We start from the raw sequence: 22461 nt of genomic DNA, 5'->3' as shown, positions 1-22461 counted from the left end.
AGGGCCTCCTTGTCTACGGGGAGGCTCAGCCGCGCGCCTTGCGGCGGGCTTCGCGCTGGGCCTCGATGCTGTTGCCGTTCTTGGGCTTCTCGGAGCTGCCGGAGAAGTCCCCGCTGGTCCGCGCGGGCGCCTGGCCCTGCGCCTTGAGCTTCGGGTTGTCCGCGACCGCGGCCTTGATGGCGGCGGACACGGCCTTGTCGAACCCTTCGTCGGACGGGTCGAGGTCGGCGATGGACTTCAGGAAGGACCGGGAGTCGGTGAGCGCCGACGCGTCCGCACCGTGCTTGCCCGCGCTGCGGAACACGGCCAGCTCGATCGCGGTCTCGCGGTGCGCCTTCTGCGTCCGCTCGATCTCGGCGGTGAGCTTCGCCGGGTCCGGTGCCTCGTCCTTGTCGTCCTTGACCAGGCCGAGGGCCTTGCCCATCTCCTGGACGAGCTGCGCCTTGGCCTCCTCGGCGGCGTTCTTCTTCGCCGTGGTGCGGGCCTTCGCGGCGTCCGCGTTGGCCTGCTTCAGCTCCTTGCGGAGCCGTTCCAGCTCGGCCGCCGGGTCGTCGCCCTTCTTCGCGGGCGGCTTCGGCTTGGGCTTCTCGTCCTTCGCCTGATCGTCGTCCTGGCCGTCGTCGCCGGTCCCGCCGGCGTCGTCGTCCTGGGCGTCGTCCGCGCCGTCGTTACCGCTGTCGCCGCTGTCGGATCCGGAGTCGTCTCCGTCCCCGCCGTCGGCGTACAGGTACGGCGCGAAAGGGCCGTGGCCGTAGGGGTGTGCCCAGCCAGCACCGGCCAGCCAGGGAAGGGTTCGCTTCTGCATGCGTGCACTCCTGGTGCGCGTCGGGATGTTCGGCCCCGCGCCTGGCGGGGGTTGTGCGATCCGGCCCGCGCCTGGCGGGCGGAAGTTCAATGAGAGGCGTTGACCTGCGGCAATGCGGGAGGGGGGAACACCCTGCTGACAAAGGTCGTACGGTCTGCTCATGACTGAGAACCAGAGTGAGCCGCAGCTCGCAGACCAGGCCCGTACCGCACTCCTCGAAGCCATCACGCAGGCCGCTAATGGTGGCAATGGAGAGACCGCCCGGCAGTTCGCCGAGGCGTACTCGATCCTCAAAGCGAACGCACCCTCCGAAGCGAAGGGGACCACCGTCGTACGGCCGCCTCTGGCGGGACGCCGGTAGTCACCGTGCGGTCGTGAGCTGCTCGCGGTGACGCTTGCGAGGCAGGCCCGTCTCCGCGACCAGCTCACGCACCCGCGCCTGATACGCGCGCACCCGCGCCCGCGTCAACGCCCGGCGAGCGTCATCCATCGCGGCCTCCTCCAGCCGCTTCCACTTCCGGATCTGCCGCTCGTAGTACCGCTGCCGCTGCGAGTCCTCGTACGTCCCCCGCGACGGCTGCACCGCCGGGATCCGAGAGACGCCCGGCAGGTACGCGGACACCGTGTGCCGGCAGTTCGGGTGCATCAGCCCCGCCGCCCGCGCCTCGGGCAGCGACCCCGCCACCCGCACGGTGACCATCTCGCCGTCCTCCGTCGCGTGCTCCACTTGCACCGACCGCGCCCCCGGCTGCCCCGTCCTCGTGAGGATCTTCCGCTCCCACGGACGGCACAGCTCGCACTCCTCCGGCGCCTGCGACACGATCACCAGATCCACGCCAGCAGCGCCGAGCCGATCCGTGTGCGCCTCAACAGCCGCCCGGCCAACAGCGGAGCGCATCGCCATCTCGACGTACGTGCGCAGCTCCCAGCCGTGGCCACGGGAGTCGACGAAGCCCTTGATGCCCCGCCCGGCGAAGTCGTCCAGTGCGGCCTGCGCGGCCTGGCGTCGGGTCTGCGCGCCGAGCACGGGTGCTGCGGCGGCACGGGCTACGACGTCGCGGTACGCGTCCATCGTGGCCCGCAGCATCCGCAGATGGACGGGTCCGGTGTCGGCGATGACGGCCTGGGCGAGGCGGTCGACGACTGGGGCGGTGGGCAGGGCGGTCGCTGCGGCGGCGGCCTGGCCGACGCCGACCGCCCCCAGCTCGGCGACGGCCGCCTGCTGCCCCCGGTCGTACGCCTCGGCGAGGGCCTGCCCGATCGCTCCGGACGCGTCGGCCTGGAGCGCGGCGATCACCTCGTCGATCGCCGCCTGGAGGTTGCCGACCGCGGCCAGCTTCAGCTGCACCCACACCGGGGAGTTGATGCCCTCGGCCAGGGCGCGGCGGATCTTCTCGATCAGCACGCCCTCGGCGGCCTCGTACAGGTCGGCGACGGCGGTGGCGAGGTCTTCGGCCATGGCCGGGGACACGGGCATGGCCGATCACCTCCTACGGCAGCGCGCCGGTCTGCATCGGATCAGGCACCGCCATGCCCTGCTCCTGCCGGATCCGGTCCACCTCCACAGACACCTGGTCGTCGTCCCACTCCGGGTGGGCCATCCGCACCAGCGTGTCCGTCGAGGCCGCCTGCGCCCGCCGTAGAACGTCCGCGGTGTTCGCCAGCGACAGCGGGTCCTCCTGCACGCTGTCCTCGAACTCGACCGTCGGACGCTGCGGCTTGAGCCCGCCACCGAACGCGTACAGGTCGACCGCGAGGAGCGCCTCCACCAACTGGGACAGTTCCGGCCGCCAGCGGAGGATCTTCTTCCCGCGCGTCGTCATTGATCGACGCTCTTTCGCCACCGTCTCCGTCGCCGTGATGGCGATGTCTCCGCCGAGACCGAACGTCTGCCCCGAGTAGCCGGCCGAGCGGAGGATCTGGTTGACGAGATCCTCCGCCGTATCCCGGTGCTCCTGCACGCGGATCGCGAACTGGGCGATGGTGAGCTGCATGTCACCCAGCACGTTGACCCCGGCGAATGCCTCCTGGTCGGGGTTCCACGAGGCGCCGCGGCCGGGCCCGCTGGACTGCAAGTAGCTGTCGGGGACGACGAGGCGGCCCTTGCCGAGGCGGATGTCCCGCATCCAGCTGGAGTAGGTCTCGTCGAGGGCGTCCATGAGTGGCTCGACGCCGTCCAGGTCGCTGCGTCCCCAGTCCTTGAGTTTCTGGTGGCAGCGCCACCGACGGCTGTTCTGGTTGGGGATGTAGACCACGTCAAGGCCGGCGTATCCGGTGTCGACGGCGCCCTCGTCGTTGACCAGGGCGGCGAACCCGGCGGTCTCGTCGGAGTCCTCCAGCGGGACCGGTCTGCCCAGCTTGTCCTTCGTGCCCTGGTAGAGGCCGTGGATGATGACGCCCGGCTCGTGTCGCTGAAGGTGCCGCCACACCTGGCCGTCGTCTTCGCGGACGATCTTCCAGAACGTGACCGCGCGGAGCCTGCCCCAGGTGAACTCCGGCAGCGCGCGATCGGGATGCTCAGCAGTGATCCATGCGCGGTCGGCGACGTCCTGGTCGTACACCGGCCGCAGGTAGATCCCGCCTAGTGCGGCACCGATCTCTGCGGCGGTCTGGAGGGTGGCGAGCAGGCCGTCGTCGGTGAGGACGTCGAGTCGCGCCTGCGTGGTCTCGTCGTCCACGGTGAACCGCGGCGGTTCGGAGAAGAGGAGGTCCGCTGAGCCGCCGCAGAGGTCGCCGGCGATCGGCACGTGCATCTTCGTCCGCCGTTCGCCGGGTGCGGTCGGCGTGCCCCACCACCAGCGGGCAATGCGACCGACAACACCGCCCGCGTACTGCATGCGCTTGGGGTCGGGGCCGCCGCCGGTGCTGCCTCCGTACAGGGTCTCCAGGCGGTCGGGGTCGCCGGACCACCAGGTGTCCCACGTGTGCATGGCGTCGAGGGCGGGGCCGAGGTACGGGGGCGGCCAGGCCATGTCACCCGTCGGCAGCGGCATCCGACACCTCCTCGTCCTTGCTCACGGGCCCCTGCCGAAGGTCGACTTCGCGGGCGACGATCTCCAGCTTCACGACTGGACGGCAGCCCACTTCGGTCACCACCTCGACCGCACGGACAGCGGGGATACGGAGGCCATCGAGGTCGACCGTCCCTCGCCCTGTCTCGTCGATCTGAACCTTCGCGAGCCGTACGGGCATTACGCGGCCACCTCCAGAGCACTGCGAACGAGAGGCCGCCACAGCGGCTCAGTGGTCACGACCGCGTACCGGCCGCCATCAAGCGAGTGGTCCGCAACCTTGATCGGCTTGTCCTCGCCCGCCTCGGTCGCCTTCGGGTCCCACGAGTAGCCGGGCGCCTCCCGGATGAAGCCGGAGCAGCGGTCCGACACCACGAGCTGCCCTTCGGACAGGAGCGTCGCCATCAGGCTGATGCCGCGAGACACGTCGTTGTCGGCGGCCTGCGGCGTCACACCGTCCCGGTACAACTGCAAGCGCAGCGACGCGGCCGACGGGTCGACGACCCACCACTCCGGCCGATCCGGGCCCCCGGCCGGCAGATGCCGCTCACGGGCCCACGTCCGCAGCCCGGTGGACAGCTGCCCGTCCGTCATCCGCTGCTGGTCGTGCTTCGGGTCGTGCCGCCACTCGTCCACCAGGTATAGGCGCTGATCCCGGCCGACGCCCAGCATCAGGCCCGCGGTCGCGTTCGTCGTGCCGTAGTCGATGCCGAGCGCGAGGAGCCGGTCCATCGCCGGGAGCTGCGCCCACGGCACCACGTGCCGGGCCGGGTCCCACATGTCGAAGACGGCGCCCTCGGCCGCAACCCACTCGCCGAGGATGAAGCGGCGGTACCACAGGCCGGTGTACGTCCGCCGGTAGCGGTCCTTGACGGTCTGCGACAGGACCGGGTTGTCGTCCAGCTGGAAGTGCCACACCCGCCAGTCCGGCAGGCGACCGAGCCGGTCGAGGAACCGGGTCCGGACCCAGTGCGCCGGCGAGTCCGGGTTGGTCGTGCAGAAGATCTGCGCGCCGTCGACGGAGCAGCGGCCCATCAGCTGCTGGAAGAACTCCTCCGAGATGACGGTCAACTCGTCCACGTAGGCGCCCGCGCAGGTGAGACCGCGGAGCACCTTCTCCGCCTTGGCGTCGGAGGCGCCGAGGACGTGGATCGTACGACCGAGGATCGTCGCCGTGCTGGCCCCGTTGGTGTACTTCGTGAACTTCGCCATCGGCCCCATCAGCGCGGGGTCCATGAGCGGCCCGAACACGTTGCGGTTGAGGCTGTCTCGGGTGCGGCCGACGACGACGAGCTCCCCACCGCGGGGCGCGGTGGCCACGTACATCAGCCAGCGCAGCAACGAGGAGGCGGTCTTCCCGGACCGGATCGAGCCCTCAGCCAGGTTCACGAAGGCCGTGGAGTTGACGACGTAGTCGAGCTGCTTCAGCGACAGAGGGACGGGGAGATCACGAAGCATCGTCCCCCTCGTCTCCGCGGGTGGCCGCCTGCTGCTCGTTCCAGACCTGCTGGAGGCCGGTCATCATCTTGCCGAGCATCGAGCGGGCGTCGTCCTCGCCGGTCTCCGTGACCGGGGGCACGAGCCGCATCGACTTCTCCAGCGCGATGCCGGCCGCGGCCATGAGGTTCTTCTTGTCGATGGCCGGGGGCTCATCGACGTCCTTGTCGCGGTAGATGTTGTCCTTGCCGCCGAAGTTGAAGATCTTGCCGGGCTCCCACATCTGCTGGGTGAGGCGCATGGCGTCGAGGTGGAGGTCCATGGCGGTCTCGGTGCGGAGCGCGGCGAGCTGGGCGACGCGGGCGCGGGTGGCGTCCTCGGTCATGGTGACGTCGAAGACGAGGCTTTCCTCGGCGCAGATGAGGGAGACGGTGCGGAGGCTGCGGCGGGTGAGCCGGGCGATCTCGTTGCGGCCCTTGCCCTCGCCGTGCAGGCGGATGATCTCGGCGCGTTCTTCGTCGGTGACGGGGCCGCCCTTGCTGAACTTCGGCTTCATGGGGCTCCCTTCTCCGGACGTACGAAGGCCCGACCGCGGGACGGTGCGGCCGGGCCAGTCAGTGGGTGTGGGTCTACTTCGCGGGGCAGCTCCGGCCCTCGTTCGGTTCGAAGTCGCTGCCGCCCTCGTCCAGGCCAGTAGCGGCCGAGCCCATCCGGCCGACGGCGTATCTGCCGTTGGCGAGGCGGTTGTCGACCTTGTCGGTGCCGCCGGTTGAGCAGTTGATCTCTACGAAGTAGCCAGCCTCGTCGGTCAGGTCCTTCGTGACCGCGTCGAACACGGCGCGGAGGTTCTTCGTGTTGTCGACCTCGACGACGACGATGCGTCGGTTGCCCTCGACCTCCTGCTCAACCACCGTGTACGCGGGTGGCTTCGCGGCCGGCGTCTTCTCCTTGGCGGGCTCGTCCTCCCCGACGATGGCGCCGATGGTCAGGGCGATGACGAAGAAGCCGACGACGCCGATGGCGATGATGCCGAGTGTCTTGCCGGCCTTGTTCTTCGGCTTCGGTGGCCGGGGTGGAGGCGGTGGTGTGCCCCACTGGGGCGGCTGCGGTGGCTGCTGCGGGCCGTGCTGGGGCGTTCCCCAGGTGACGGGCTGTTGTGGCGGCTGCCATCTTGGTGGCTGCGGCGGCTGGCTCATGTTCCCCCCTGGAACGGATGTGAGATACGGGGGTCATGATGCCGTGTCCGGCGCTTCCGGTTCCGGGCATGCCAGATCTGCGGCTCAGTGTGCATGATCGCTGCCGGGAATTCAACACGTGATGAATGACGGCACGGCTACGGCCCCGCCCGGACATTCCCGGACGGGGCCGTAGCACGGTCACTTCATCTACTGCCGGGCGCGCGGATCGTCTGCCATCTCAAGTCCGGCGAGCAGAGCATCCATGAACGCCCGGTTTCCCCGAGGCGGGTTCGCCTCATCCGCCAACAACAGGCAGACCTCTGGCGTCCGCGGATCGTCCTGCCAGCCGCCCGGACTGTAGTTCCAGTCCTGCCAGCCTGGCGCGGCCTCCGAGATGGCGTCGCTGCACTGGCGCGCGATCTCGTCCTGGCTGAGCGCTGGCGTGGCGGTTGGCGTCACGGTGGCGGTGACGGTCGCGGTTGTCTTCGCTGATGGCTTGTCGTCGGACGAGCTGGAGCAGCCGACCAAGGTGAAGCAGGCGGCGGCGAGGATGGCGAAGGTGCGGCGTTGCATGGTCCCCCCAAGGTTGGCGTGGCGCTATGAGACGTTGATGCGGATCGGGTCGCCGAACAAGCCGTCAGTGAAGGTGACGTACTTCGCCGTGAACTTGCCCTTGCCGGTGACCGTGCCGGAGATGTTCTCGCCCGGGGCGAGGTCCACGGTGTCGATCTGGTTCTCATCGGCGGCCAGCTCAACCGTGTGCTTCGTGCCGTCGGTGTCAGTGATCGTGAAGTACAGCGGGTTGACGTCCACGGTCTCCTCACCGTTGTTCGTCACCGTGATGAGGACGCTGGTGTAGTCGCTGCCGTCGGCCAGGATGCTGCCCTTGAAGGTCGTCTTCTTCGCCGTGATCTTCACGGGGCCTTCCTGCGGTGCCGCTTCCTCTTCCTTCTCCTCGGCGGGTGCTTCCTCCTTCGGGGCGGGCTTCACCTTGTCCTTCGGTGCGGCCTCGGCGGACGCGCCGGCCTCTTCCTTCTTCCCGCTGTCGGAGTCGTCGCCGCCTGCGATGGCGCCGATCACGCCGAGGAGGAGGACCAGGAGGAGGATGCCACCGCAACCGAGGCCGATGGCCTTCGCGGTGTTGTTCTTCTTCGGCGGCTGGGGCATCGGCCCGCCCGGATAGCCGGGCTGGGGCGGGTAGCCGTAGCCCGGCTGCTGCTGGGGGTAGCCGTATCCGGGCTGGCCCTGCTGCTGGCCGTAGGGGCCGGGCTGCTGCGGCTGGTTGGGCTGCTGCGGGTACTGGTGACTCATGGTCCCCCCTGGGGATGTACGTGTGTGGCAGGTGTGTGACTGGTGAAGACGTCGTGTGGTTGCCTCAGAACGGCGATAGTCACCTGACTGTGATGAACCGGTCATTGGGCTGGGGACGTGGCGACCACCCCCTAGGTTCTTCAGCGACCGACGATGCCCCGTCGGCGGTGGGTGTCGGCGAGGTCATAGATGACCAGCCCTCCATCGGTGCGCCGTACAGCGATCCCCTTCTGGGGCCCCTGCCCGTCGCTGTCGTCGTCGTCGTTGTCGTCGGCGGCCTGGCCTGCACCGACGACACCCGGAGAGGGGATGATCGGGGCAGGAGAGGGGCACTCATCCCAGCGCAGCCCCGCCGACGCCGAACGCCCCTGCATGCGCACGTCCTTGACCGGCCACCCCATCCCGGCCGCCGCCGCACGCACCACGTCGGTGGTCGTGGACAGGTGCTCGGCGATCGGCTTCAGCTGAGCGTGCGGGGTGCCGATATCCCGGACCGCAGCGATGAGCGCGACGGGCGACACCGGGGGCGGCCCAGCAGGAGACTGAGCGACATCGGGCTCAGCGTTCGCGCCGCCCGCCAGCTGCTCGCCGTCGGCCGGCTCCTTGGAGGCCGGGCGGCTCGGCTCCCAGTCCTCCCGACCGCACCGGTACGCGGCCACCAGCCAAAGGACGGCGACGCCCCACATCAGCCACGGCGCCGCGCCGGACTCGACGCGGGCGTACACCGCTGCTGCGACGGCCGTGATGATCTTCCGAAGGAGCGCAGTCGCGGCGATGAGCACGGCCAGGCGCAGGAGCCAGCTGATGCCGGACGCCTCCCCGAGCCAGCCGGTGGCGCGGCGCCACACTTGGAGGGCGGCGTGCAGGGCGCGGCTGGCGAGATTGGTGGCGAGTCGCGCGGATCCGGTGGCGATGCGCTGTGCGGCCTGGCGGATCCACTGCATGGTCGACGGGGCGGTCATGCGATGTCGCCCTTGGCGATGCCGTTGATGGCCCAGGCGCCGAGGCCGTTGGCTCCCTCGACGACCTGCTGCGCGATGAGGGCGGCGGTGCCGGTGGAGACGCACAGCAGGCAGCCGATGAGGACGCCCTTCCACCACTTGCCCTTGACTGCCTTGGCGATCTGCTTGCGCAGCAGCCAGAGGGAGACGGTGAGGGCGGCGACGACGATGGCGCCGTAGCCGTCGATGCGGGGGGTGGCGGCGGTGCCGAGGGTCTGGGAGGGGGCGCCGGTGAGCCACTTCATGGCGACGTCGCCCACCGAGTTGCCGCCCCAGCGGAGCATGCTGGCGAGGGTGCCGAGGAGCCCGGCGGGGCAGGCGATCATCAGGATGCCGGAGACGATGCCGAACCCGAGCGGGATCAGCGCCTTCGGGTCCTTCGCGGCGCCGCCCCCATCGTCTCCCTTGCCCTTCCCGCCGCCCTTGCCGCCCTTGTGCCAGCGCCACAGCTCGGCGCCGAGGAGGGCCAGGCCGAGGGCGAACCCGGCGGTGCTGATCGTGGTGGTCGTGTACTGGCCAGCAGCCACGGTGACGTTCATGCGGGCTTCACTCCGGTGAGGACGTAGACGAGCGTGGTGATCGGGAGGGTGAGGACGGTGCCGAGGACCGCGGCCCACAGCAGGAGCCGGACGCAGGCTGCGCGCCACTTCGGGGCCCACAGGTCGGGGTCGGCTCCGGCGGCTTCGGCACGGCGGGCGTTGTCGAGGAACGCCAGGACGACGAGCGGGATGAGGGCCATGACCCAGGCGCCGGCGAGGGGCTCCTCGTCGCGGACGGAGGCGAGGACCGCGCCCCACGGTCCGGCGAGCGTCAGGGACAGGAAGGCGAGGGCGAGGTTGTAGCCCCACCGGATCTTCTGCCACCAGCGCGGACCGGGCTCCGGATCGGGGACGGACAACCATCCGCCCTGGTCAACGGTCACCGTCACGTGGACGTCGACCGGTACGGGCGGAGGCGGTCCGGACGGTCCGGGCCCGGTCCGCCACCAGTCCGGGCCGGGATCCGGTGCAGTCGGCGGGGCCGGAGGAGCAGGCGGCGGAGGCGGCGGAGGCGGCGGGGAAGCAGGAGCGGGCAGCGTCTCCCCGGCCGGGATGACCCGCGTCGGCGTGATCGGCGTCCGGTCGGTCACAGCACACCTGCGCAAGCGAACGAGGCGACCACGACCAGCACCCACGCGGTGCCGACCAGCACCCGACCTTCGTCGTACGCCTTGACCGCGATCGCGGCCGAGCAGGCGGCGACGACGTAGCCGAGCGGCGGCATGGCGACCATGGCCAGGATCAGCAGGCAGGGCAGGGCGAGGGTGACGGCGAGCCCGGCGAGGGTGGCGAGGAGCCAGCCGCGGTGGCGCAGGAGTAAGGCGGTGGTGATGCCGGGGGCGAGTCCGGCGATGCAGATGGCGAGCAGCAGCATGGCGGCCTTCAGGTCAGGAGGTTGGTGAGCCCGTGGAGGGCGGCGAGGAGGAAGCAGCCGCCGGCCACGCTGGCGCCGAGGGCGACGACGGGGCCGGGGAAGGTGCGGGGCTGCCAGGCGACGAGGGCGAGGGCGAGGCCGGCGGCGACGATGGAGAGGCAGACGAGGGCGAGGACGAGTCCGGCGGCCGCGATCATCAGCTGGCCATGCCGTTGCGCAGCAGCCGCATGTAGCGGGCGACGGTGTCCGGGGAGGGCGCCTTGCCGGTGGTCTTAGCGACGTAGCGGGCGGCAGCCTCGTCGTCGCGGACCCCCGAGTCCCAGGCGATCCGGACTGCGTCCTTCGTGGTCACGGCGCCGGGCCGGATCCCGATGACCTCGGCGTCCGGATCGTCCGCAGACTCGTCCGGACGGTCCGGATCGGCGGATCCGCTGTCCGGACCGGCGATCGCCGCGCGCTCCGCGGACACCTGAGCCTGCGCGCGCTGGAGTTGACGGCGCACCGGGATCAGGGCGAGGGAGGCGCCGGCGTCGGCCAGCTCGCCCTGGATCCAGGCGCGGGTGCGGGCGTCGAGCGGCGGCGTCTGATGCCGGAGAACGACGGTCCACAGTCCCTTGGCGAGCGCGGACACGGCGGCGCCGATGAGGCCGATCTCCCAGTACCCGGCGACCTTGCCGTGGGCGCCGACGGCAAGCATCGCGAGGAGCAGCATGACGTGCCCGGCTCGGCGGGGCAGCGCGGCGCGGTCCTCGTCGTAGCGGGCGAGCCACTCGATGGCCATGCACGCGATCCAGGCGAGGTCGAAGACGACGGCGGCCCCGTACGCGGCGGGCTCGACGACGGCGCGGGAGAGGAGGTCGCCGATGCTGGCGGTGGACCAGACGACGGAGGCCGTGAGGACGAGTGCGGCGATGCCGGTGACGCCGTTGAGGACGAGGTTGTCCCAGTCACGCGGGGGCGCGGGGGCGTCAACTCGGATGGGGACCATGCGGGTCTTGCCGTCGATGGTGTGGGGGACCTGCTGAACGGTCTGGCGGGTCTTCACGGTGCTGCTCCTGGGCGAAGGGGAGGCCGGGCCCGCGTGGGGGATTTCGCGGGCCCGACCGGTCTGGGTGGTCAGCGACGGAGTGCGGCTCCGGCGACCATGGCGAGGTAGTGGGCCTGCGCGATGGCGGCGTAGGCCTGAGAGGTGGCGGCGTACGCCTGCGCGCGCTGGGCGGCGTGCTCGGTGTTGGCCTCGGCGAACTGAGCGGCCTGGTCGGCGTACTCGATGGCGAGCTGCTCGGCGCGTTCGATGTCCACGGGTTCCTCCTCGGTGGGGCCGGGCTGTCCGGCTCCCCTCACCGCCCGGACGGGCCGGGCGGATCGGGCAGCCGTCAGCGGGCGGGCCGGTACCAGCCGCCGCGGCGCTCTCCGGCGCGGTCGCGGTCCTCCCACGCCTGGCCCTCCCGCGCGGCGCGGCGGGCGCCGGTGGTCTTGTGGCGGCGGAAGCGCCGGGCGTCGCCGGAGACCGAGGTGCCGGCGGCGGGGTAGTCGCGGCTGGACTGCGCGCGGGAGAACCAGCCCATCAGTGGGCACCTCCCGGGAGGATGCCCTCGCGCGCGCCCGTGCTGCCCTGGTCCTGCTTAGCGCGGGCGGCGGCAAGCGTGGCGGCGTAGTCGGCCGCGGCGCGCTGCTGGAGTTCGGTGGTCGTGGCGTTCGCGTCCTCGGTAACCGGCGTCGGCTCGCTCACGCGGTCACCGCCGTGGCGTCCTCGGCGGTGAACACGAAGATCGTGTCCAGCCAGTCCGCGTCGGGGATGCGGACGACGCGGAGGGGTTGGCCGTCGCGGTCGGTGGTGTCCCACTCGTCAATCGAGGCGCCGGCCTGGCGCTCGTTGGCGATGAGCGTCTCGGCGTTCTCGACGCTGTTGGTGCCCCAGCGGCTGCCGTGGTTGTCGTAGGCGATGGCCACGGCGTGGTCCGTCGGGCTGGGCTGGTGCTGCTCCTGGTCGGTACGGTGTCCCATCAGGGCCTGCCTTTTCGTGATGGTTGAGGTGGGCCTGGCCCCGACCCATGTGGAGCTGCAACTCCGGGTCGGGGCCGTTGTGCATCAGCAGTGCGGACTGCTTCCCACGAATGTATGGGGTCCCATACACTCGTGGCAAGCGGCCCGCCCGAAGAGAAGTGAGGCCGGGTGTGACCGAGGAGGCTCAGCGGGTGATCGACGCTATGGATGCAGTCGAAGCGATCGCCGACCCGGAGGTGCGAGCGAGAGCGATCGGCGAAGTGTTGGCCGACCAGGAGGCGCGCGCGAAGAGGTGGCGGCAGCAACGCCGCGAGGTCGTACAGGAGATGCGCGCGCAGGATCCGCCGGTGTCCTATCGGAAGATCGCGGCCCGGCTCGGCGTATCGCTGCGGACGGTTCAGGACATCGAGGCGGGCTACTCCGGGTCAGGGAAGAACCGACCTCGGAAGGCGGAAGCGACGGATGGTTGAGCCGGTGCCAGCCTTGGCGATCTACCTGCCGGAGTCCGGCAGTCTCCCGTCATGGGTGGGCATCGTCGTGGGCGCCGTGGTCTTGGCGCTGGCCGGTCTGCGGGTCTACCTGCTGTGGAGGTCATGGCGGCGTAGGCGGTAGTGCCGGCGCGCACCAATGCCCCCGCCTCGACCTGCTGAGGCGGGGGCATCGTCATGCCGCCGTACGATCGGCACCCGTGGCACACACACTCGAAGAACTCGTGGCGATGCAGCGCGCCGCCGACCAGGCGCACGCCCAGGTCCAGCAGCTCCGCGACCAGTACGGACCGCCCACCACGACACCATGGTCGGAGCAGCAGACCGAGACCTATGAGACCGCGTGGCGGGCCTGGCGCGACCTCGCCCGCGACATCCAGGCCGCGGTCACCGAGCACGCGAAGGCGGAGGGACGGCTACGGTCGGAGGTCGAGGCCGCGGTGAAGAAGCAGGCCCGGCATCCGGGCTAGCGGTCGGCGCGCGCCGAGATCCGGTACTCGCCGACCGGGCCGTGTGATGGAGCGGCCGGCGAGTGTGCGGGCCGCTCGTAGCGGTAGCGGCGGAGGATCTGCCGCCAGGCGCGGGCGGCGACGGGGTACGGACGGTGGGCCATGGCGGACAGGATGGCAGACGGTCACCGCGGGTCCGGCCACTCCGTCAACTTGGTGCCGGTCTCCTCGTCAGTGAGGGTGATCCGGGCGTCGGGCCGGTCGCTGTGCTGTCCGACCCAGGAGGTGAACTTGCGGCGCGCCACATTCTCGTCGTTCCACCAGCCGTGCATCAGCGGTTGCGCGAGGGCGGTGAGGGTGAGGTGGTAGCGGCCGGCCATGGCCCCAGGGTGCCACGTCCCACGTCTCGAACGTACAATCGAATCTATGCCTGATCTGCCGCCTGACCTGCCCCGCCTCCGGACCCTGGAGACGTGGCTCGCCTACACCCTGGCGGAGGTGCGGGAGGCGATCGGGCGGGCGGAGCAGCGGGAGCGGGAGAAGCAGTACGCGGCCGAGCACCGGCCGCCGCCACCGGACTGGCTTCTGGAGCAGGGCCTGAACAGGGATGCGCCGCCGGTGCAGGTGCACGTCGGCGGCTGCTGGAACTCCGGTAAGCGCGTGAAGGGCGTGGCCCGGGAGGATGCGCTGCGTACACTCGCGGCCGGGGTGCGGGCGTGCTCGGCGTGCCGGCCGGACACGGAGCTGGGCCACCTCGACGGCTGAGGGGGTCTCTGGACCGGACCCAGTTGTCAGTGGAGCTCGCTATCGTCCGGCCATGGAATTGGGAGACATACCTGCATGGGTCGCCTGCGCGCTCGCGGCGGCCGCCTTCGTCGTCAGCTTGAAGGCCCGCGGTGACGGGAAGAGGTCCGCGGACGCCTCCGCAACGTCGGCGGCGGCGTCTGTGCGGTCTGCTGATGCGGCCGAGGAGGCGCTCGCCCTTCAGCGGCAGGAAGCAGAGGCGCGGCGGCAAGCGGAAGAGGAAGCGGCTCGGCCGCGCCCTGACCTGAAAGTGCAGCACGTACGCGGGCAGCTCTACCGGCTGTGCAACAACGGCACCGGCCCGGCGCCGAAGCTCACCGTCCTCGACCGGGACCTGCCACCAGTGGTGCGGAACATTCCGCAGGAGGAAGATCTGCCAGCCGGTGAAGCACACGAGTTCCTCATGGCCGGGACGATGGGCGGCCCCGTACCGCCGCAGATCTACGTGACGTGGGACGGGCAGGAGACGCCCGTCCCGTTGCGAGTACCGCCGAAGGGATAGCTACGCAGCCACGACGCCGCCCTCGGTCCAGATCCGCCCGCACCCGGTGCAGTGCGCGACCGGCACCCGGCCTTCGCCGCCGTGGACGTCGATCAGCCCTCCGCAGACGCACGGCTGCGCCAGCGTCCGGCGCTGCGCCGCGATGTCCAGCGCCCGCTCGACCCGGGCGGCTGCGCCGGCCGCGACGTTCCCGATCCGCTGCTCCTCCTGCTCGGTGAGGCGCCGGCACGGGCCCGGCTTCCGCTCGACCCGGGCGAGGAGCCACAGCGCGGCGTGCGAGGCGGTGCGTCGGCCGGTGTACCGCCAGCGGCGCGGGTCGACGAGGTCCGCCTGGGCCAGCTCGGCGCGACGCTGCCGGTCGGCGGCGGCGATGTCGGCTTCGCGCTGGGTGAGGTACGGGTGCGTCGCGGTCCGGCGCGCGGTCGGCCCGGCGATCGGTGCGCGCTGGGCTGTGTGGGCGATGTCGTCGGCGCACTGGACGAGGGCAGCCTCGACGGCGCGCATCGTGTCGAGGATGTGGAGGCGGACCGGCACGGGGCGCTCGCCGATCTGGAGCGGGTCGCGCTCCTGGGCGCGGAGGTGCGCGGCCTGGTGGCGTTCGTACTCCAGCTGCTCGGCGTCGGCCTGGTCGAGGCGGGCGAGGTAGCCGCGGAGGCCGAGACCGAAGGCGCCGACCTGGGCGGGTTGGCCGGCGGCTTCGTGGAGGTCGGTCCAGTGGAGGGCGCAGGTGCGGAGGTTCGTGGTGGTGCTGGCGGTGGTGTTCATCGTGCGCTCCGGTGTGCTGGGTGGGGCGTAGGGTGAAGCCACCGAGTGGGGCGTGCCGTGGAGCTGGGGAGTTCGAGGGCACGCCCCTTCGTCATGCTCAGTGCCGCCGAGGCGGCGGCCCGTACGGCGACTGCCACGCGGGCCGGTCCCGACGCGGACGGTCGGGATTTCGGCCCAGGACGGGCGCGTTGAGGCGACGCTCGTACTCGTCGATCTGCATCAGCGCGAAGTCCCGGACCGAGACGAGGACTGCGTCGTCGAGGTCGGCGGGTTCTTCCTCCACCAGCTCGATGGAGGTGATGCCTTCGAGTTCGTGCCACTCGCCGTCCTCGTTGAGGATCTCGACGCGGGTTGCCCGCATGGTCACTTCTCCGTGGTCTGGTCGGCGGACGGGGCGATGGCCTGGGCTGTCGGGCACGGCCACGGCACGAGGTACTGGTAGCCGTCGCCTCCGTCGCGGCTGCACGTCCGGCACTGCTGGCCGTCGGGGAAGCCAGTGCCGTCGGGCTGGGGCTCGTGCAGGGAGGCGATGGCCGTGAGGCGCTGCTCGGCGTCGCGAAGTTGGTCGCCGAGGAACTTGCCGTGCGGGAGGACGGCGGACAGGGCGGCTTCGGCGGCTTCGTAGCGGGCGGCCTTGTGCCACGCGGGCAGGTTGGTCCGGCCGATGGCGTTGGCAATCTCCTCGCGCAGCGGTGACGCGTTCACCGGGTGCTGTGGGTGGTCGAGGTCGGCCGTGGGCCCGTACGCCTGGGCGAGCGCGGCGACGGCCCGCTCCGTCTCGGCGTCGTGCTGCCGGATGGCCTCGGTGAGAATCGGCGGGACGAGCGGGCCGTCGTGTTCGTCCTCCGGGGCGGTCGCTTTGGTCGCTGCCGGGGCGGCTGCGGGCTGCTCGCCGTGCTCATCGGCCACGTGCCGCTCGCGCTCCAGCAGCGCCGAGGTCTCCGTGCGGTGACCGAGTCCGAGCCAGCCGTCGCAGGTGTCGGTGCCCCAGCAGCGGAACGCCCACAGGATGCGGCCGTGCTCGCGGTACTCCTGCACGCTCATCGCGCCGTCGGGGTCGAACGGGGCGACGCTGATCTCGGCTCGGAGTGCGCGGGCGTAGGGCTTGTCGGGGGCGAGGGCGGTGTCCCAGCGGTCGGCGAGGGCGTTCATGCGCTGGCGGAGGCGGTCGCGTTGGGCGGCGATGGTGGCGGAGTGCTGCCGGGCTTCGTCGCGCTCGCGGTACAGCTGGTCGAGTGCGTCGCTGGTGATGGTGTCGGCGGTGAGGCGGTCGGTCACGTGGTCCTCCGTGCTGCGCGCTTGAGGGCGCGGCGGGTGGCTCGGTTCGGTCGGGGGTCGGGTGCGTCGTCGTCCACCAGCTGCTCGACGCGCACCAGCTCTGTCTGCCACGTGGCCCCCGGGCGAGGCGTGTGCTCGCCCCGGGGCGCCGACGACGGGCCGCTCACGCCTCGTGCTCCGTGCTGCTCGCCCGGAGTGCGTCGGCGACGGCGAGCAGCGCTGAGGCGATCGCCAGGTTCGACCGGGCAGTGAGCACGGCGTTCGTCGTAACCGGGTCGATCGGTCGAGACGACTCACCAACCCCGGTCACACGGTTCGTCTGGTCGCTGACCTCGTTGATCTGGTGCACGGCGTGTTCGTACGGGGTGCGGGCGGTGGGCTGGCTCATGCTGCGCTCCGGGAGTCGTGGTCGGTTGGGAGGAGCTGCTCGTCGGCGGCGGCCGCGGCGTCCAACTCGGCGTGCCGGGCCTGCTGCCGTTGCTCGTCTCGGCCGTACGACGCGGCGACGCCGAGGAAGAACGCGGCGACGATCAGGCCGGGGACGACGTAGTACGGATGGTGGGTCGCGGAGTAGCCGGCCACGATGGCGGCGACGAACGCGGCGAGTTTGCAGGCGGCGGCGGTGCGTTGGGCGTGGGTCACAGGTAGCTCCCGACGATGGGCACGGTGCGGATCGAGTGGCGCTGTACGGCGGTGAGGCCCTGGCCCCATAGGTCGGTGTCCAGCGGCCAGCGGGCGGGACGGCGCTTCGGTCGGCGGGTGAGGGTGCAGCGGCAGGCGTCGGTGGGTGCGGTGGCGGGGATGAAGTGCCCGCGGGTGCACCGGCGGCTCACGAACGGGCCTTCGGGTCGATGAGGTCGGCCGCGTAGTCCGTGACCTTCGAGGCCTGCGTTGCGCTGCGCGTCTCGTCTCGGGTGTTCCGGATCTGAGTGGCGAGGTGGTGGGCGTACGCGTCGATGGCCTGCGCCATCTCGTCCTCGCTGACGTCCTCGTGCCGCAACGCCAGCAGGTAGGCGGCGGGGTCCTTGGCGTGCTCGGCGCGGCAGCAGCGCTTGTCGGAGAGGTGGACGCCCTTGTCGGCGAAGGCCTTGACGATGGCGGGGTCGTCGAGGAAGTCCTCCAGGCTCTCGTCTTCGGTGTCCCAGTCGCCGTCCTGGAGTTCGCTGATGAGGTCGCCGAGTACCTTGCGCTTGGTGGTGTCGTCGGCGCCGGTGTCGATGAGGGCGCGGGCTACGGGGTCGAAGATGCGGTTGGCGCTGTTCCAGCCCATGTCAGGTGTCCTTCCGGGTGGCGTGGTGGGCGAGGGCCCGCCCGGCCCGGCCGAGGCCGAGCAGGGCGAGGCTGATGAGCGGGAGGGCGACGACGGCGACGCCCAGGAGGCGGGCCATCAGGCGGCTTCCTCGTAGTCGGGCTCGCGGCGGGCGTACCGGCGGGCGGCTGCCCGGCTGCGGGCCCAGGTCGGCCGGTCGGGGCCACGGAGGGCGCGCCGGGCGAGCCGGAACGTGCCGTAGATGATCGCGGCGATCGAGTACAGGGAGAGGGTGGTGACGGCGGCGATGGCGAGGAGCCAGAGTCCGCCGGCGAGGAGGAGGGTCCAGAGGGTGTCGAGGGCATCGGCGATGATCACAGGGCCTCGTACTCCTTGCAGACGAGGTTGTCGGTGCTGTCGGGGTCGCAGACGCCGCAGAGGAGACGGCCGCTGACGGTGCCGTGTTCGCCGCGGGTGTGGCCGCAGATGCAGATCTCGCGGGGATTGGGCCGCTGCGCCCCGTCCTGCCGCGCCCCGGCGGCGAGCAGTTCCCGCAGCGTCTCGGCGACGTGGTGCGCGCCGACCGGGTGCGACGCGGGCCAGCCGTCAGGGCCCTGCTCCTGGCGGCGCATCTCGGAGAAGGGGTTGCCGAGTGCGGTGTAGCGCTCGGTCAGGGCGGCTTCGAGGCGTGCGGGGAGGTCGGCGTCGGGCGCGGCCTGGGCTGCGGCTCGGCGCTCCAGCTCGGCGAGCGCGCCCTTCGTGCCCGGGTAGCCCTTGGCGATCACGAAGTTCCGCAGGTGCTCGGTCGGCATTTCGGTCTCGCAGGTGAGCCCGCAGTGCGTGTGGTCGCCTCGGGCGTGGTCGCGTTCGGTCTCCTCGCGGTCGGCGCGCTCCTCGTCGGTCTCGGTGGCCGTCGACCCGTCGCCCACGTGGCGCGCCTCTGCGCCAGTTCGGCGACGCAGGTCGGCGGCGACCTGCGAGGCGGCGAGGACGGTCTTGCCCTGCTGGGCGTACCAGTCAGCGGCTTCAAGGAGCGCGGCCCGGGCGGCGAGGTACGCCCGGAAGCTCTCGACGACGCGGCGGTCGCCGTCGCTCATCTGGTGGTGCGGGTTGTTGCCGCAGGCTGGTTCGGTCATGGTCTTCTCCTGGTGGGTGTGGTGGACTCGGGGACACCGGCCGCCCGCAACTCGACTGCGGGCGGCCGGTCTGTGCTCAGCGGCAGATGGCGCAGACGTGGAAGGCGTCCGTCGACTCGTGGCAGCGGTCGACGCAGCGACGGCAGAACGGCGTGCTCTGGTGCTGCGCGCGGCCGTCGAAGCTCGTGTCGGCCGGGTCGAACGGCTGGCGACACTGCCCGCAGGTGGACGTCTCCTTGGGGTCGTCCCCCGCGATGACACGCAGCTGTTGCACACCGGCCGGACCGCTCTTCACGAGGGCGATCGCGGCCGCGTACTCAGGGAAGGCAACGGCGAGCCGGTCAGCGTTGTCGGTGTCGGCCGACGTCCAGAGGCTGAGGAGCTTGGTGGCGAAGGTGCTCGGCGGCCATCCGCCGAGGCGGTCCTGCCAGAGGACGTGCGCGGCGGTCTCCATGGGGATCTCGGCGGCGGGCTCCCCGGCGGTGATCGCGTCGAGCATCTCGGCGGCCTCGGCGACCAGCTCGGGGTAGTGGTCGAGGCCGTCTTCCTCGCCGCACTCGTAGCCCTTGTGGATGTCGTAGTCGACCTCGTTGACGAGGGCGCGGACGAACAGGTCGAGGGTGCGCGGGGTGAGGTGGTAAGTGGTGGGCTGGTCGGTCATGGCGTGCTCCTTTGTGGGTGTATTACGCGTGATGGGCTGTAACCGGATGACCGCGCTCAGGCGGCGTCGTGGGGTTGGTCTGGGTGGCTGCCGGTTTCGGGGTCGCATCCGAGGTGGGTGTCGTAGCCGCGGTCTCGTCGGTAGCCGGTGAGGGGCTTCTCGCAGACGGTGCAGAGGGGTTCGTCTGGGGTGTCTGTGGCGGGGCTTCCCTCCCCCTTCCCCTCTCCTAGAGGGGGGGAAGGGGGGGAAGGTGGGGTTCCCTGGGGTTCCCGCGAGGTTCCCGGGGAATGGTTGACCTGGGGTTTTTCGGTTCCCGTGGGGGTTCCCGGGGAACGTTCCCCGGGAAGGTCGTCGGGGAAGGTCTGGGGGAACCCATTCCGGGAACCCGAGTTGTCCCGGTTTTTCCGGGTGCGAACGGCGGCTTCGATCTTGGCTTTGGCGGCCTTGATTCCGGCGTTCGCGAGGGCCGTCTTGGTGCGGGGGTTTCCGGCGTCGTCGGGGAGGCCGAGGCGGTCGATCTGGGCGACGAGCCACTCGACGGAGCCTTCGATGGCTTCCTGCATCTGCTCGTACTCCATGAGCACGTGCCGGGTGCCGCCGGGCATGTAGTGGTCGCCGTGGCGGCGGGCCTGGCGGACGATGATGAACTGGTCGGGGCCGATGCCGGTGCGGGTGTGGGTGCGCTTGAGGAGGAGGGTGCCGCCGCCCTGGGCGCGCAGCTCCCAGACGTGGTCGACGTCCTGGGTCTTGGCGGAGGAGCCGCGGGCGCCGCGTTCGCCGTCCTTGCCCATGTGGTCGAGGCGGATGGAGGAGATGCCGGCGCGCTTCAGCGGGAGGAGGGTGTGCCGGTAGAGGGCGAGCCAGGTGTCGGCGTCGTTTTCGGGGCCGGAGATGAACCGGGAGACGGTGTCGAGGCAGACGATCTGTGCTTCGGCTTCGCCGACCATGGCGAGGAGGTCGGCGCCGCCGCCTGCGGTGTCGAGGGGCCGGATGGGCGGGAACGACGCGTAGGTGAGGAGGCCCATGCGGCCGGGTCCGCCGCCGTAGGAGAGGAATCGTTCCTGGATGTCCTGGTGGCCGTTCTCGGCGTCCACGTACAGGACGCTGATGGGGGTTTGGGGGCGGTCGCCGAGGAACGACTGGCCGGTGGCCACGCGCCACAGCCACTCTTGGACGAGGAGGGACTTGCCGGCCTTGCCGTCGCCGACGACGGTGATCTGCTGGCCGGGCGCCATGAGCTTGCCGGGGAGGAGTTCGACGTTGCCGAAGTCGGTGGCGAAGTGTTCGTTCCAGTCGAGGAACGCGGCGGTGAGGTGTGAGGGGCCCTGACCGAGGGTGGATCGGCGTTCTTCCTGCTGGCGGTGGTTGTCGGTGAGCTTGTCGAGTTCCTCGGCGGTGGCTCCGGCGAGGACGGCGGCCTTGACCTTGTTGGCGTACTCGTCGTGGCGGCGGATGCGGGCGACGTCGGCGATGCGTTCGGCGAACGCGGCGGCCATGACGCCGGGGATGGTTTCGTAGCCGAGTCGGAGGATGAGGTTGCCGCCGTCGACTTCGCGGAGTCGCTTCTGCTTCTCGAGCTCGGCGCGGACGGTGACGGGGTGGAGCTGCTTGTTTTCGGCGACCATGCCGCTGACGGCGTCCCAGATGGCGCGGATGCCGGGGAGGTAGATGTCCTCGCGGGTGATGAGCCGTGCGCACTCCAGGTAGGCGGTGCGGTCGTTCATGATGACGCCGGCGACGTATTCCTCGGCTTCGGCGTCGTGGGGGGCGGTTCGTGTGAGGCCGTCCTGGTCCGCCGGTTCGCGGGTCATGTGGCGGACGTTGTCCACGGGGCGGTCTCCTCAGAAGAGCGTGGTCGGTTCGGTGGGGCGGCACTTGTGGCTGGTGAGGTGCTGGTGGGGGCAGTCCGGTGGGTGCCGGTGGTGGGTCCAGCGGAGCCGTGTTGCGCGGTGGGGGCCGCGGGGCAGGCACCAGACGAGGTCGTTGGGTGTCCGGTCCTTCAGCGCCTCGCGGTAGGGGAGTTGGGCGTCGGCCGGTGGGAGGGTGACGGTCGCGCGGATGGCGGCGGTGTCTCCGACCCACTGGACGAGGAGGGGCTGGCCGCAGCCGGAGCAGCGGGAGTTGGCGCCGCCCCGCCTGCGGCCGGCCATCAGGCCGCGGTCCCGTTCATGACCGAGGTGTCGATCTGCTCGCCGATCGCCTTCACCACGTCCGCGAACGCGGTCTTGCGGATCTCGTCGGGGCGCTCCAGCTTGTAGCCGAGACGCAGGCCGTTCTGCCCGATGCGGTGACGGAGGCGGGCGGTGAGCCGGTAGCCCTCGCTGCCTTCGAACGGCACCAGGCCGATGGTGAAGACCTCGGGCACCGACAGCTGGCCCTTCTGCCCGGCCTTCGCCGTGGTGGTCTCGACGTACTGGAACTGCCGCTGCCCGGAGGTGAGGCGGGTGGCGGACTGGAAGTCGACCTTCTGCGCGGCCTGGAAGGACTGGGCGATCTCCAGCATCTCCGCGGCCGACGGCTCCAGGAGCTCGGGCAGGTGGTCCTCAAGGAACTCGGCGAACGTCTCCTGGTCGAGGAGCTGTCCATCGTTGTGTAGCCACTGCTTCCAGGCCGCGGTCTCGCGGAGGGCGAGGTGGAGGCGGTGCTGGGCCCAGCGGGCGCCGTCGGCCTGGTGGGCGTCGAGGACGGCGGTGACGGTGAGGCGGTCGCTGTCGGCGTAGACCTCGGAGGCGTCGTCGTGGTGCTTGTCCCAGTAGGTGAGGAAGGACTGGGCGTCGCGGACGGTGGTGGTGCCGGCCTTCCGCTGCAGCTGGCCCGTGTGCTCGGGTCCGGTGAGGTTGATGGTGTCGACGCGGCCGTCGGCGGTGGCGACGAGGTAGATGCTGCCGGGCTCGACCTGCTTGGGGGCGAGGGCCTGCTGGGCGTAGGCGGCGATGGCGCGGACGCCGGTTTCGGTGTTGGTCACG

Annotated in this window: 40 protein-coding genes; 6 read left to right on the top strand and 34 right to left on the bottom strand. The window is 71.1% G+C overall.

Features of this window, described 5'->3' with window-relative positions; genetic code table 11:
* Nucleotides 1-25: 25 nt before the first annotated feature.
* The gene (locus M6G08_RS30480; protein WP_272590341.1) at nucleotides 26-805 is read right to left on the bottom strand and encodes a hypothetical protein; all 780 of its coding nucleotides are present in this window, start codon (nucleotides 803-805) and stop codon (nucleotides 26-28) included.
* Between the two features lie 160 nt (nucleotides 806-965).
* Between M6G08_RS30480 and M6G08_RS30475 the strand changes: the two genes are divergently transcribed.
* Nucleotides 966-1166, top strand: a complete 201-nt coding sequence (locus M6G08_RS30475) for a hypothetical protein (RefSeq protein WP_272590340.1) — start codon at nucleotides 966-968, stop codon at nucleotides 1164-1166.
* Here the strand turns inward: M6G08_RS30475 and M6G08_RS30470 are convergent, their stop codons facing one another.
* The 18 genes from M6G08_RS30470 to M6G08_RS30385 form a co-directional block, all read right to left on the bottom strand.
* Nucleotides 1167-2282, bottom strand: a complete 1116-nt coding sequence (locus M6G08_RS30470; protein WP_272590339.1) for a phage minor capsid protein — start codon at nucleotides 2280-2282, stop codon at nucleotides 1167-1169.
* A 13-nt stretch (nucleotides 2283-2295) separates the two neighbouring features.
* Nucleotides 2296-3798, bottom strand: coding sequence for a phage portal protein (locus tag M6G08_RS30465; protein WP_272590338.1), 1503 nt, complete (start codon nucleotides 3796-3798; stop codon nucleotides 2296-2298).
* Complete coding sequence (locus M6G08_RS30460; RefSeq protein WP_272590337.1) at nucleotides 3779-3997, bottom strand: hypothetical protein; 219 nt, start codon at nucleotides 3995-3997, stop codon at nucleotides 3779-3781. Before M6G08_RS30460 ends, M6G08_RS30465 begins: the two co-directional genes overlap by 20 nt.
* Complete coding sequence (locus tag M6G08_RS30455; RefSeq protein WP_272590335.1) at nucleotides 3997-5274, bottom strand: PBSX family phage terminase large subunit; 1278 nt, start codon at nucleotides 5272-5274, stop codon at nucleotides 3997-3999. The genes M6G08_RS30460 and M6G08_RS30455 overlap by 1 nt, the downstream gene beginning before the upstream one ends.
* Nucleotides 5264-5809, bottom strand: coding sequence for a helix-turn-helix domain-containing protein (locus M6G08_RS30450; protein WP_272590334.1), 546 nt, complete (start codon nucleotides 5807-5809; stop codon nucleotides 5264-5266). Before M6G08_RS30450 ends, M6G08_RS30455 begins: the two co-directional genes overlap by 11 nt.
* Before the next feature lie 73 nt (nucleotides 5810-5882).
* Nucleotides 5883-6449 carry a hypothetical protein gene (locus M6G08_RS30445; protein WP_272590332.1) on the bottom strand — a complete coding sequence of 189 codons (567 nt, stop codon included), beginning with the start codon at nucleotides 6447-6449 and terminating at the stop codon, nucleotides 5883-5885.
* A 189-nt stretch (nucleotides 6450-6638) separates the two neighbouring features.
* Nucleotides 6639-7004, bottom strand: a complete 366-nt coding sequence (locus tag M6G08_RS30440; RefSeq protein ID WP_272590331.1) for a hypothetical protein — start codon at nucleotides 7002-7004, stop codon at nucleotides 6639-6641.
* Between the two features lie 24 nt (nucleotides 7005-7028).
* Nucleotides 7029-7742 carry a DUF4352 domain-containing protein gene (locus M6G08_RS30435; protein ID WP_272590330.1) on the bottom strand — a complete coding sequence of 238 codons (714 nt, stop codon included), beginning with the start codon at nucleotides 7740-7742 and terminating at the stop codon, nucleotides 7029-7031.
* A gap of 140 nt (nucleotides 7743-7882) precedes the next feature.
* The gene (locus M6G08_RS30430) at nucleotides 7883-8704 is read right to left on the bottom strand and encodes a hypothetical protein (protein ID WP_272590329.1); all 822 of its coding nucleotides are present in this window, start codon (nucleotides 8702-8704) and stop codon (nucleotides 7883-7885) included.
* The gene (locus tag M6G08_RS30425) at nucleotides 8701-9282 is read right to left on the bottom strand and encodes a hypothetical protein (RefSeq protein WP_272590328.1); all 582 of its coding nucleotides are present in this window, start codon (nucleotides 9280-9282) and stop codon (nucleotides 8701-8703) included. Before M6G08_RS30425 ends, M6G08_RS30430 begins: the two co-directional genes overlap by 4 nt.
* On the bottom strand, nucleotides 9279-9671 hold the full coding sequence (locus M6G08_RS30420) for a hypothetical protein (protein WP_272590327.1): 393 nt from the start codon (nucleotides 9669-9671) through the stop codon (nucleotides 9279-9281). The genes M6G08_RS30425 and M6G08_RS30420 overlap by 4 nt, the downstream gene beginning before the upstream one ends.
* 197 nt (nucleotides 9672-9868) lie before the next feature.
* Nucleotides 9869-10156: a hypothetical protein gene (locus M6G08_RS30415; protein WP_272590326.1), complete on the bottom strand. Its 288-nt coding sequence runs from the start codon at nucleotides 10154-10156 to the stop codon at nucleotides 9869-9871.
* 8 nt (nucleotides 10157-10164) lie between these two features.
* A complete protein-coding gene (locus tag M6G08_RS30410) occupies nucleotides 10165-10353 on the bottom strand; it encodes a hypothetical protein (protein ID WP_272590325.1) in 189 nt (62 codons plus the stop codon).
* Nucleotides 10353-11201 (bottom strand): protein transporter Sec31, encoded by an 849-nt coding sequence (locus M6G08_RS30405; protein WP_272590324.1) that lies wholly within the window; start codon nucleotides 11199-11201, stop codon nucleotides 10353-10355. The genes M6G08_RS30410 and M6G08_RS30405 overlap by 1 nt, the downstream gene beginning before the upstream one ends.
* Before the next feature lie 71 nt (nucleotides 11202-11272).
* A complete protein-coding gene (locus tag M6G08_RS30400) occupies nucleotides 11273-11458 on the bottom strand; it encodes a hypothetical protein (RefSeq protein ID WP_272590323.1) in 186 nt (61 codons plus the stop codon).
* Nucleotides 11459-11532: 74 nt separating this feature from the next.
* On the bottom strand, nucleotides 11533-11724 hold the full coding sequence (locus M6G08_RS30395) for a hypothetical protein (protein ID WP_272590322.1): 192 nt from the start codon (nucleotides 11722-11724) through the stop codon (nucleotides 11533-11535).
* Nucleotides 11724-11888 (bottom strand): hypothetical protein, encoded by a 165-nt coding sequence (locus M6G08_RS30390; RefSeq protein WP_272590321.1) that lies wholly within the window; start codon nucleotides 11886-11888, stop codon nucleotides 11724-11726. The genes M6G08_RS30395 and M6G08_RS30390 overlap by 1 nt, the downstream gene beginning before the upstream one ends.
* Nucleotides 11885-12163 carry a hypothetical protein gene (locus tag M6G08_RS30385; protein WP_272590320.1) on the bottom strand — a complete coding sequence of 93 codons (279 nt, stop codon included), beginning with the start codon at nucleotides 12161-12163 and terminating at the stop codon, nucleotides 11885-11887. Before M6G08_RS30385 ends, M6G08_RS30390 begins: the two co-directional genes overlap by 4 nt.
* A 170-nt stretch (nucleotides 12164-12333) precedes the next feature.
* Here M6G08_RS30385 and M6G08_RS30380 point away from each other — a divergent pair, with 170 nt between their 5' ends.
* From M6G08_RS30380 to M6G08_RS30370, 3 genes are all read left to right on the top strand, one after another.
* The gene (locus M6G08_RS30380; RefSeq protein WP_272590319.1) at nucleotides 12334-12633 is read left to right on the top strand and encodes a helix-turn-helix domain-containing protein; all 300 of its coding nucleotides are present in this window, start codon (nucleotides 12334-12336) and stop codon (nucleotides 12631-12633) included.
* 4 nt (nucleotides 12634-12637) lie between these two features.
* A complete protein-coding gene (locus tag M6G08_RS30375; protein WP_272590318.1) occupies nucleotides 12638-12775 on the top strand; it encodes a hypothetical protein in 138 nt (45 codons plus the stop codon).
* A gap of 76 nt (nucleotides 12776-12851) precedes the next feature.
* Complete coding sequence (locus M6G08_RS30370) at nucleotides 12852-13121, top strand: hypothetical protein (protein WP_272590317.1); 270 nt, start codon at nucleotides 12852-12854, stop codon at nucleotides 13119-13121.
* On the opposite strand, the gene M6G08_RS30365 is transcribed toward M6G08_RS30370, so the two are convergent.
* Both M6G08_RS30365 and M6G08_RS30360 read right to left on the bottom strand, forming a co-directional pair.
* A complete protein-coding gene (locus M6G08_RS30365; RefSeq protein WP_272590316.1) occupies nucleotides 13118-13264 on the bottom strand; it encodes a hypothetical protein in 147 nt (48 codons plus the stop codon). The genes M6G08_RS30370 and M6G08_RS30365 overlap by 4 nt on opposite strands.
* 21 nt (nucleotides 13265-13285) lie before the next feature.
* On the bottom strand, nucleotides 13286-13480 hold the full coding sequence (locus M6G08_RS30360; protein ID WP_272590315.1) for a hypothetical protein: 195 nt from the start codon (nucleotides 13478-13480) through the stop codon (nucleotides 13286-13288).
* Between the two features lie 46 nt (nucleotides 13481-13526).
* On the opposite strand from M6G08_RS30360, the gene M6G08_RS30355 reads away from it, so the two are divergent.
* Entirely contained in the window at nucleotides 13527-13865 is a 339-nt protein-coding gene (locus tag M6G08_RS30355) for a DUF6233 domain-containing protein (protein WP_272590313.1), read from the top strand.
* Nucleotides 13866-13917: 52 nt separating this feature from the next.
* Nucleotides 13918-14406, top strand: coding sequence for a hypothetical protein (locus M6G08_RS30350; RefSeq protein WP_272590312.1), 489 nt, complete (start codon nucleotides 13918-13920; stop codon nucleotides 14404-14406).
* On the opposite strand, the gene M6G08_RS30345 is transcribed toward M6G08_RS30350, so the two are convergent.
* The 13 genes from M6G08_RS30345 to M6G08_RS30285 all read right to left on the bottom strand — a co-directional run bounded on the left by M6G08_RS30345 (nucleotide 14407) and on the right by M6G08_RS30285 (nucleotide 22460).
* Nucleotides 14407-15171 carry a hypothetical protein gene (locus tag M6G08_RS30345; protein WP_272590311.1) on the bottom strand — a complete coding sequence of 255 codons (765 nt, stop codon included), beginning with the start codon at nucleotides 15169-15171 and terminating at the stop codon, nucleotides 14407-14409.
* A gap of 97 nt (nucleotides 15172-15268) precedes the next feature.
* Complete coding sequence (locus M6G08_RS30340; RefSeq protein ID WP_272590310.1) at nucleotides 15269-15532, bottom strand: hypothetical protein; 264 nt, start codon at nucleotides 15530-15532, stop codon at nucleotides 15269-15271.
* Nucleotides 15533-15534: 2 nt separating this feature from the next.
* Nucleotides 15535-16449, bottom strand: a complete 915-nt coding sequence (locus M6G08_RS30335) for a hypothetical protein (RefSeq protein WP_272590308.1) — start codon at nucleotides 16447-16449, stop codon at nucleotides 15535-15537.
* 163 nt (nucleotides 16450-16612) lie between these two features.
* Nucleotides 16613-16837 carry a hypothetical protein gene (locus M6G08_RS30330; RefSeq protein WP_272590307.1) on the bottom strand — a complete coding sequence of 75 codons (225 nt, stop codon included), beginning with the start codon at nucleotides 16835-16837 and terminating at the stop codon, nucleotides 16613-16615.
* Nucleotides 16834-17091 carry a hypothetical protein gene (locus tag M6G08_RS30325; protein ID WP_272590306.1) on the bottom strand — a complete coding sequence of 86 codons (258 nt, stop codon included), beginning with the start codon at nucleotides 17089-17091 and terminating at the stop codon, nucleotides 16834-16836. Before M6G08_RS30325 ends, M6G08_RS30330 begins: the two co-directional genes overlap by 4 nt.
* A complete protein-coding gene (locus tag M6G08_RS30320) occupies nucleotides 17088-17282 on the bottom strand; it encodes a hypothetical protein (RefSeq protein WP_272590305.1) in 195 nt (64 codons plus the stop codon). Before M6G08_RS30320 ends, M6G08_RS30325 begins: the two co-directional genes overlap by 4 nt.
* Nucleotides 17279-17719 carry a hypothetical protein gene (locus tag M6G08_RS30315; protein WP_272590304.1) on the bottom strand — a complete coding sequence of 147 codons (441 nt, stop codon included), beginning with the start codon at nucleotides 17717-17719 and terminating at the stop codon, nucleotides 17279-17281. The genes M6G08_RS30320 and M6G08_RS30315 overlap by 4 nt, the downstream gene beginning before the upstream one ends.
* Before the next feature lie 117 nt (nucleotides 17720-17836).
* Entirely contained in the window at nucleotides 17837-18076 is a 240-nt protein-coding gene (locus tag M6G08_RS30310) for a hypothetical protein (RefSeq protein WP_272590303.1), read from the bottom strand.
* Nucleotides 18073-18834: a hypothetical protein gene (locus tag M6G08_RS30305; protein WP_272590302.1), complete on the bottom strand. Its 762-nt coding sequence runs from the start codon at nucleotides 18832-18834 to the stop codon at nucleotides 18073-18075. The genes M6G08_RS30310 and M6G08_RS30305 overlap by 4 nt, the downstream gene beginning before the upstream one ends.
* Before the next feature lie 76 nt (nucleotides 18835-18910).
* Entirely contained in the window at nucleotides 18911-19495 is a 585-nt protein-coding gene (locus tag M6G08_RS30300) for a hypothetical protein (RefSeq protein ID WP_272590301.1), read from the bottom strand.
* 56 nt (nucleotides 19496-19551) lie between these two features.
* Complete coding sequence (locus M6G08_RS30295; RefSeq protein ID WP_272590300.1) at nucleotides 19552-21324, bottom strand: AAA family ATPase; 1773 nt, start codon at nucleotides 21322-21324, stop codon at nucleotides 19552-19554.
* A 12-nt stretch (nucleotides 21325-21336) separates the two neighbouring features.
* On the bottom strand, nucleotides 21337-21645 hold the full coding sequence (locus tag M6G08_RS30290) for a hypothetical protein (RefSeq protein WP_272590299.1): 309 nt from the start codon (nucleotides 21643-21645) through the stop codon (nucleotides 21337-21339).
* A complete protein-coding gene (locus tag M6G08_RS30285; protein ID WP_272590298.1) occupies nucleotides 21645-22460 on the bottom strand; it encodes a DUF2303 family protein in 816 nt (271 codons plus the stop codon). Before M6G08_RS30285 ends, M6G08_RS30290 begins: the two co-directional genes overlap by 1 nt.
* Nucleotide 22461: the final 1 nt, after the last annotated feature.

The sequence above is a fragment of the Streptomyces sp. M92 genome (assembly GCF_028473745.1).
Taxonomy (GTDB): domain Bacteria; phylum Actinomycetota; class Actinomycetes; order Streptomycetales; family Streptomycetaceae; genus Streptomyces.
The sequence above is the reverse complement of the archived record's forward strand: the minus strand, read 5'-3'. Positions and strand labels throughout refer to the sequence as shown.